Annotated in this window: 10 protein-coding genes, 1 tRNA gene and 1 pseudogene; all 12 read right to left on the bottom strand. The window is 27.7% G+C overall.

Annotated features, from left to right (window positions below):
- Nucleotides 1–618: 618 nt before the first annotated feature.
- The 12 genes and pseudogenes from RGC78_RS15525 to RGC78_RS15470 all read right to left on the bottom strand — a co-directional run bounded on the left by RGC78_RS15525 (nt 619) and on the right by RGC78_RS15470 (nt 8,561).
- Nucleotides 619–1,188 (bottom strand): L-2-amino-thiazoline-4-carboxylic acid hydrolase, encoded by a 570-nt coding sequence (locus RGC78_RS15525; protein ID WP_252215649.1) that lies wholly within the window; start codon nt 1,186–1,188, stop codon nt 619–621.
- Between the two features lie 228 nt (nt 1,189–1,416).
- Complete coding sequence (locus tag RGC78_RS15520) at nt 1,417–2,058, bottom strand: lactate utilization protein (RefSeq protein ID WP_252215646.1); 642 nt, start codon at nt 2,056–2,058, stop codon at nt 1,417–1,419.
- 856 nt (nt 2,059–2,914) lie between these two features.
- Nucleotides 2,915–3,343 (bottom strand): SoxR reducing system RseC family protein, encoded by a 429-nt coding sequence (locus RGC78_RS15515; RefSeq protein WP_309556923.1) that lies wholly within the window; start codon nt 3,341–3,343, stop codon nt 2,915–2,917.
- A 258-nt stretch (nt 3,344–3,601) separates the two neighbouring features.
- Nucleotides 3,602–3,853: a hypothetical protein gene (locus RGC78_RS15510; RefSeq protein WP_252215640.1), complete on the bottom strand. Its 252-nt coding sequence runs from the start codon at nt 3,851–3,853 to the stop codon at nt 3,602–3,604.
- Nucleotides 3,854–4,015: 162 nt separating this feature from the next.
- Nucleotides 4,016–4,350: pseudogene (locus RGC78_RS15505) on the bottom strand (YnfA family protein).
- A 62-nt stretch (nt 4,351–4,412) separates the two neighbouring features.
- Nucleotides 4,413–5,450, bottom strand: coding sequence for a hypothetical protein (locus tag RGC78_RS15500; RefSeq protein ID WP_252215637.1), 1,038 nt, complete (start codon nt 5,448–5,450; stop codon nt 4,413–4,415).
- Nucleotides 5,451–5,536: 86 nt separating this feature from the next.
- Nucleotides 5,537–6,109 carry an ankyrin repeat domain-containing protein gene (locus tag RGC78_RS15495; RefSeq protein WP_286675208.1) on the bottom strand — a complete coding sequence of 191 codons (573 nt, stop codon included), beginning with the start codon at nt 6,107–6,109 and terminating at the stop codon, nt 5,537–5,539.
- The gene (locus RGC78_RS15490) at nt 6,073–6,360 is read right to left on the bottom strand and encodes an ankyrin repeat domain-containing protein (RefSeq protein WP_309556922.1); all 288 of its coding nucleotides are present in this window, start codon (nt 6,358–6,360) and stop codon (nt 6,073–6,075) included. Before RGC78_RS15490 ends, RGC78_RS15495 begins: the two co-directional genes overlap by 37 nt.
- A 173-nt stretch (nt 6,361–6,533) precedes the next feature.
- Entirely contained in the window at nt 6,534–7,064 is a 531-nt protein-coding gene (locus tag RGC78_RS15485) for a metallophosphoesterase (protein WP_252223952.1), read from the bottom strand.
- 140 nt (nt 7,065–7,204) lie between these two features.
- Complete coding sequence (locus RGC78_RS15480) at nt 7,205–7,780, bottom strand: cupin domain-containing protein (RefSeq protein WP_252215631.1); 576 nt, start codon at nt 7,778–7,780, stop codon at nt 7,205–7,207.
- Between the two features lie 101 nt (nt 7,781–7,881).
- The gene (locus RGC78_RS15475) at nt 7,882–8,340 is read right to left on the bottom strand and encodes a DUF3888 domain-containing protein (RefSeq protein ID WP_434062239.1); all 459 of its coding nucleotides are present in this window, start codon (nt 8,338–8,340) and stop codon (nt 7,882–7,884) included.
- A gap of 145 nt (nt 8,341–8,485) precedes the next feature.
- Nucleotides 8,486–8,561: transfer RNA gene (locus tag RGC78_RS15470), tRNA-Lys, on the bottom strand.
- Nucleotides 8,562–8,566: the final 5 nt, after the last annotated feature.

Raw genomic sequence — 8,566 nt, 5'->3', positions numbered from 1 at the left:
CTTATGCTCAATAAGTTTAAACCTAATCTCCATCCTATTTAAGAAATCATAAACTTCTTTTGACTTTTTTAACATTTTCGTATGCCCCCATTCATCTCAACAAATGAAATTTATTATTGTTTCATTTTCTATTCAAACCCAAGCTTTTCTGTATTTTTAAATAATTATAGCATATTTTGTAAAGAATGCATTGTTCAATTTTTAAAGAACATTTTTTTAATTTACTTCGTCAAATCTACAAATTGCGTAGAAAAAACACCTAAGATAATTAAATCCTAAGCGCTTTTAAAAATATTAATTACTTTTCTTTTTCCTAATATAATCTTAAATTATTTATTAAAACCGATGTTCAAAATTAAAAGAAGTTACCTTTTTATAAACATATGAATATAAGAAGATAAGAAGTTGTCTTCTTAAAAAATATTTCAATTCATTAATCTATATCGTAACATTAGCAATTACATTTTTAGTAACTATTTTTATAACATTATTAAGAGTAAAAATAAAAATACCCTTATAGCTACAAAATCAAAATTATAGCTATAAGGATATTTTCTTGTACATCCTATGTTAAGGTTAAACCATAGTAAAATAGCCATTCTCTAAAATAAATATTATTTACTTTATTTCATTATTTATAAATTTAAAATCACAATATTTTTCGTTGTACCCTAATGTTTGTGTTCTCTCAAAACTTATCTTTTTTATATGACTATAGCATTCAATATCACCTTTGCAAAAAATTTGACACATTTCAGGACAATTCATCTCTATGCAAGTATCATTCCATATACATTTTTTCATAATAAACACCATTGAATTATTATCGTTTTGTACAATTGTACTTTCCCAATTATCACTTTTTAATGACTCACTAAAATTCATACGGAAAATTTCAAAAAAATGCTCGTTTTTTTCCATCTTTTGAAGATTCAATATAACTTTCTGTAAATCTAGCAAAAATCCCTTCTCTACAATTTGCAAAGCTAATCTCTTATATTGAAGAATATCTTGCAGAACTTTGTAAAGTGCTATTCTAGGAAGAATACTATTCTTTAGAGTTTCTAACTGTTCTTTACTTTTTCCTGTACTACTTAGTTTTATAAGTCTTTTAAGTTTCTCTTGCTGATGTTTGTATATTTTTTCTCCTTGTTCTTGTCCAAATTCATTAATTAAAAAACATTTCACATTTTTCACCCTCTAAATTGATTCGCGTTAATATTTTATATAATTACAATTATTAATCAATTATATAATATTTAGGATATACCAAATTATTTAATTCTCAGTTAACTTATACACTTTCTCAAAATTACATACAAAAAATACCTTAAATTCATCTTTGAATAATACAACTTTTTAATATGTTACTTATTTTTATTAATTTATAACGAAAGAATATTGCTAAATAAATAATTAATACCCTAACTGTTTTCCTACAATAATTACTTTTATCCTGTCTTTAATAAACTGTCCTCTAATTATTGTAAAATCATTACATATTCTATTAGGACTTTTACAATCTACACAATACCCTAAAGTAGTACATGGAGTATTTTTCCCTAATCTTTTTGCATCAATTGGAGCAGCGTAACTTCTAACTCTTTTTTCTGCTTCTTCTATATTTTTAACAATCTTATTTATACCAGTTACTAAAATAACCTGTTTAGGTCCATAAATCATTGGTGCAACTCTACTTCCATTCCCATCAATATTATAAAGTTCTCCATCTTCAGTTAATGCATTTGTACTACACATAAAAGTATCAGAAGAAAAGTTTTGTATATAGATTTGTTTTTTCTCTTCACTTGTAATGCCTTCTCTGTACTTATCTAAAAAAGTGTAATTTCCTTTACGCAGAAAATCTATAGTACCTGTTTCAAAGAGTGACATCGAATCACCTACACCAACTACAGAATTTTCATCTATAAGTTCTTTTAAAAGTCCTTTTAATTCAACATCATCCTTAACGAAAAAACCTGCAATATTGCGTTTTCTTAAATTATTTATAGTCCTCTGGATTTGTTGTTCTAAATACCACAAAACATTATTATCCATTCAAATGTATATCCTTTCCGCAAATATAGTTCAAATTTTATTTTTAGATACTAATTATCATACTTCATAATATCTAATTTATGAATCAATTATAGCATATTCTGTAAATATCCGATTATTCAAATTTTAAAGAACATTTTTGTCCATCATTTTTACAAATTACATATAAAAAACACCTAAGCTAATTAAATCCCAAGTGTTTCTAAAAATATTAATCACTTTCTTTTTTCCTAAGATAATCTTAAATTCTTTATCAAAATTGGTATTCAAAATTAAAAGAAGTTATCTTTTTATCAACATATGAATATAAGAAGATAAGAAGTTGTCTTCTCTAAAAATATTTCAATTCATTAATATTTCTTGTAACATTACTAGTTACATTCTTAGGAACTATTTTTATAACATTATTAAGCGTTAAAAATAGAAACATCCTTCTAGCTACAAAATCAACGTTATAGCTATAAGGATATTTTATTGTACATCTCATGTTAAGGTTAAATCATGGTAAAATAGAATGTTTAGTATTATTAATTAACTTATTGTTGTCTTGGTATGACCTTCATCACAATGATAAGTCCCCATTAATCACCCTAAATAATAAGCCACTCTTATCATTCTCATAATTCTACTTGATTTAGAAATATCTTTGTTTGTTATCTTCTTTTACAATTCTTTTAATATCTGTGATATTTATTTTAGCCTATGTTAATGAATAGTGTTGATAATATAGTATATAATAATGGAACCCCTTTTTAAGAGTTCTATTATTTCATAATTTAAGAATGAAACAAAGTAAACTAACTCAATAGTTGTAATTTGATGAGCTTCGCATTATGACATTTTGTTTGTGATAATATTACAAGTTATATTTTTGTTGATTTTTATACTTTTTATCATATTTCCAAACCCAAAAAACTGACAACAACAATACTATAATAGCTGGTATAAATGTTAATAATCCTATCCACCCAAATGCTCCACCACATACGACAATACCTAAAAAAATAAATAATAAATAAAATGTAAAAACAAGGATAGGAAAAACAAATTTATTAAGTCCTGTAATTTTAAAGTAATAAAACAAATAAACGGCAACAAAGTAAATCAAAATAGCAGGTGCAATTACGCTTAATGCTTGCAGTACCTGCCAATTTGTGGGACCTACTGCCTTACTTTCATAGCCACCAATATTATTTAAAGCTGGCAAAAACACTTTTAAAATATAAACATATAACATTATGTTAATTAATATAAATCCTCCAAAACCAAATAATTTTCTTTTCATCATTTCACCTTTCTTATCACTAATTCTATTTTAATATTGCATTATAATAATATGAAAATATTCTTTTACCTTGTTATAAATGTATGACAGTATGAAGAATAATTGTTCTGCATATTAACAATAGATTGAGAACAAAAAAATATTACAAATTCAATTCATATTTTAAATAATTAAATATCATTTTATAAATTTTTATTATATTCATAAACAATCTGCTCATTTATATCTTTAGTTATAATCGATATACTTTTAGGATAATTATTTATTCCATTTTGCTAGTTCTTCTAAAGAATATTTTTTATTACATTTTGTACAATAATAAAAAACTGTAACTTCATATGCTTTATCACATGATGGACCTGTAATAATACCATTAAATTTTTTCATTCCAATATATTTTTTACTTGTTACTTTTTTCATTTTGGTTCCACATATATTACAAATTTTTCTTTTAAATAAAAAATATTTTAATTCATTAAATCCAAATGACCATTGTTTTATATCTCCCAATCTTGCTCCCCCTTAATCTGTTAATCCTACTGGTACTTAAAGTCCAATTAAAATTACAGAATCTTTTGCTTTAACTTTAAGTTTACCTTGATCTATTCCTGATTCAATCTTTGCACCAAATGTCCATATAGTCATTCTTCTAAAAATAATTAAATATTAAATTTACCCTCTAGGTGCATACATAATCACAATAACACCAATAAGTGCTATAAACCCGCCAATTAAATCAAATTTATCAGGTGTTACATTATCAATTTTCCATCCCCATAAAATCGATAAAACAATAAATATGCCTCCATAGGCTGCATATACCTTACCGAAATTAGCATTTGAAGGTTGCAATGTTGGAATTATTCCATATAAAATTAATACTATTGCTCCAATAATTCCATACCAAAAGCTTTTTCCATCACGAACCATATCCAAACAAGATATCCACCACCAATTTCAAATATTCCAGCTAATATAAAATAAAATATTGATTTTATAATCTCCATGTATGTCCTCCTATGTAAAATATAAGTTTTGTTTTATCACAATATATTACTATATTTAATGCTTATTTACCCTGGCTAAAGTATGGATTATCTCTCAACAGTTTTTTCAATTTGGGATTAGCCTCATCAATATATTCTTCATCGTGATTAAACATAGTACAATAGAATCCGTCTGCTTTAGACAGTTTTGAAAAGACAGATAACTTTGTAAGAGCATCTGCGGCCTTCGCAATAGTAGTCAACACCTTTTCTTCTTCTTTATCATCTAATGGTATATCTACCAAATTACTACTGGCAAAATCCTCATACTCCCAATCGGCAGGAGAATCCTTGTCCACACAATCACAAGTATCAGCAGATAGTGAAAGGTATCCATGACCAGGATAGCACATGAAAGCCATTAACGTAATTTTCTTATCTGCATTTTGTTCCGTAAAATCTGAAACAGCTTTTTCCATTTCATTCAAAAGCCTTTGTTCTAACTTTTTATAGTTAATTTTATCAGTAGTGTAAACCACTTCTGTGCCACCACTGTTCCAACTTCTAATAATTTTTTGCAGAATACCATTCGGTTTATAAAAGAAATTAAAATCAATTCCTATCTCAGTTGTGTCCCCTTTTGTTTTGGATGCAATCTTCATAAGGCAGGCATTTTCATAATAATATTCCTTGTATGCCTCACTCTTATCACTACAAAAATAAACTTCTGTAGGACCATTCTCTCCTAATAAGTAAACTGTAACATTATAGAGCATATCGGCATCCCAATACATTGTTTCTACCCTATCCTCGTGATAAAAATACATAGTTGTATAGTGAAAATGTCCCAAAAACTCACTCATTTCCTCTACGAGAATAATACGTCCTTGCTCGTCAAAGGAATATCGGTAACAATTATTCTTACATATTGGCTCAGCAATCTTTTTTCCTTTTACCTTATATCCATGCAGCTCATTTTCATATGGAAGTACATTATATAATACACCTTTGCTGATAACGGTACTCACACATTTTAACTGGATATCTGCCATTATTTTTGAGAAATTCTTTTTTGCGGCTTTATATTTCATTTTAACATAATTTACCATTTTATCATTCATCGAATTGATCCCTCCTTGTACATTTATATAAATTCACCTGATGTTATTTTTAGAGCAATCTCTAAACGATAAACTACACATACTCATTATATATTATTTTGAGTTGCCAACCTATCTACAAAGGAAAGATTTTCTTGAATAAATGTACTTTCTGGGTATTTTTGTAATTTCTCTTTTGCATAGTCATATGGACTGAGTTTTGTTTTTTCTAATCCAAGTGTAACGGCTCGTACAGGAGTTTTTTTGAAATCTACTCCTGCTCTAAACAATAATTTAATTATGTCCATGCGGCTTCCTCGATTATTCAGTGCCAAAATATTATGATATAAAGACCTTTCTATGCCTTTACAGTTAGTGTACATTTCTTCTAAATTCGCACCATTTTCTAAAAGACATCTTACTGCATCAACAGAATTATAGATAATTGCCCAACAGAGTGCTTTATTCATACTACTGCTATCAATACCATTTGATAGCAAAAAAGAAATCGCCTCTCTATTATTAAAGCTCGCTGCACTTTCTAGTAGAGTTTCTTTATCTCTTGCCGTAGCATTTATAAGGCATCCTTTGCTCAAAAGGTATTCTGCAAAACTTTTATTCCATGAATAGCAAATTAACTGATTTAATGCATTTCTGTTTTGACATCCTTTTCTATGCAAGCAAGCATGGCATTGTTTCCTAAAAAATCTCCTTGCTCTAAATCTGCTCCTGCTGCCAATAAAAGATCAACAGCTTGTGTGTTGTGGTTTTGTGCTGCCACATGAAGGGCAGTGCCAGTTTCCTGTATACTTTTCTTTAACTGTGATGGTTTTACATCTACAAGTTTTTCCTTTATAAGCTTAATATCATTTATCCAACAAGCATAAAGTAAAGAATTATCATTTTCCATATACATAACTCCTTTAAACATTTTATAACTTTCTAGTAGTTCATCCCTTGTAAACAGTTTATATTAAAATAATCATAATCTATATAATATGAACTAAACCTCATTGAGTATTTAAAATAATACTTTTAATTAATTTTTATCCCCCTAGCTTATATGATATAGCGGTAATATTTTACAGAAATTATCTCTTTAATTTATTGTGTTTTTAATGTTACTTGAATGATTTCTGGTCTATTAAAAATTCTTATTGGGAAAATACTGTTACCTAGCCCTCTGCTTACAAACATTGTAGATAAATCTTTGTTGTAACCTCCACTTGTATAATTAGGAAATATTCTTTGATCTGGAGCAATCACTCCCCCTATACCAGGAATTCTAAGTTGTCCACCATGTGCATGTCCTGTAAAAATCAAGTCCATGTTATTTTGAACATACAAATCGAAAAGTTCAGGCCTATGAGAAAGTAAGATTTTAAAATTTTTATCAGTTGACCACATTTTTAATTGTTCTTCCATTTTACTTATATCTGTACCATCCCTATAGCTAGATGTAAGAAAATCTGGATCAGATAAACCAAATAAATGTATTGAACTACTACCCTTTGAAAGTTTAAATGATTTATCATCAAGAATATAAACACCCATATCTATCAATTTTTCTTTTATTAAAGGAAATTTTCCAGACCAAGCTTCATGATTACCTGAAACATAATATACAGGAGCAATTTCTACGGCACCTGAAATAAACTTTATAGCAGTGTCTAAATCATATTTACTTAATAAAAAAAGTCTAACCTATAATATCAATTGATATATGGTTAGACAATATTTGCTCATTCCTTATTATTTATAGTTACTTGAGCAAATTATTCAGCTGGTTTAGTCACATTAACTACACCATGAGGATGTTGAGGTGGTGCATATATAGCGTATACTTTAAGTGGTTTATTACCTGTATTTATAATATTGTGCCACATACCAGCAGGTATGATGATTGCAAAGTCATCATGGGCATTTGCTTGAAAATCTAATCTTTCTTTGCTTCTTCCCATTTTAACAAGTCCTTCTCCTTCTTCAATACGTATAAACTGATCAGTGTTTGGATGAACCTCTAAACCAATGTCATCACCAACATTGATACTCATCAAAGTAACTTGAAAATGTTCCCCTGTCCATAAACCAGTACGAAAATTATTGTTTTGCTTGGTAGCTTTATCAATATTAATTACTAAAGGTTGTGGACCATAATCTTTCAATACCATTTGGTTACTGCTCATTTCTAATTGTGAGGAATCAAATCTTAAGTTACACTCTGTGTCATCAAAAAGTGTAGTATATGGAACAGCCTTAAAATAAGGATTATTATAATCACAATTATCATTATATATATGGTATGGGGTATCTGAATAATAATCCCATGGATACATTCTAGAATTATTCATCTTGTTTCTTCCTTTATATTAGTTCAAAATTATCATATGTTTTAAGTTTTGCAAATGTGCTATATTAACTATAAATAATTCGTATTTTCAACACCATTCTTTTAATATGCTTTTTTTATTATATGTTGCCAATTCCATGGTAATAGATAACTTTTAACATGTTCAAATTTCTTAATTTCTACTGTTCCAAAAGCTCCTGTTTTAAGAATTATTCTGTCATCTCCAACAATATTAATGGGTCCAACAAAAGGATGTACTATAAGCTCTAATTCAATTGAATATCCACCTTCTCTTTTAACATTTATTACATCTACGCTATATGGAAAAACTATTGGTAGTTCAGTTAAATATTCTTTATAGTAATTGTTTATTTCTTTTTGGATATATGGAATAAGTAGAGAAATAACCACATCTTGATATAGAATTTCTTTTGAATCTTCAGATGATTTAAATACTTCTTCATTTGAATATTGCTTTGTATCTAAAGCAAAGGACTTCTCTACATAAAATATATTTGTTAAGAATAATATACAAATTAATGTTAATATTATTTTTTTCAATGCAACCACACTCCATAAGTCTTTTAGTTAGTCTATGTAAAATATCAAACTTTACACCGAAAATGTACTGTTTAAACAATATTTAACTCTTTCAAAATAAAAAAATCCAAAGTAAAAATTTACATTTCTACTTTGGACAATATTTTGGTGGCTCACCCGGGAATCGAACCCGGGACACCATGATTAAAAGTCATGTGCTCTACCGACTGAGCTAGTGAACCAAAAT

Origin of the sequence: Clostridium aquiflavi, assembly GCF_031344075.1 — a bacterium.
Classification (GTDB): domain Bacteria; phylum Bacillota; class Clostridia; order Clostridiales; family Clostridiaceae; genus Clostridium; species Clostridium aquiflavi.
Note: the sequence above shows the minus strand (reverse complement) of the source record. Positions and strands in the feature narration are given on the sequence as shown.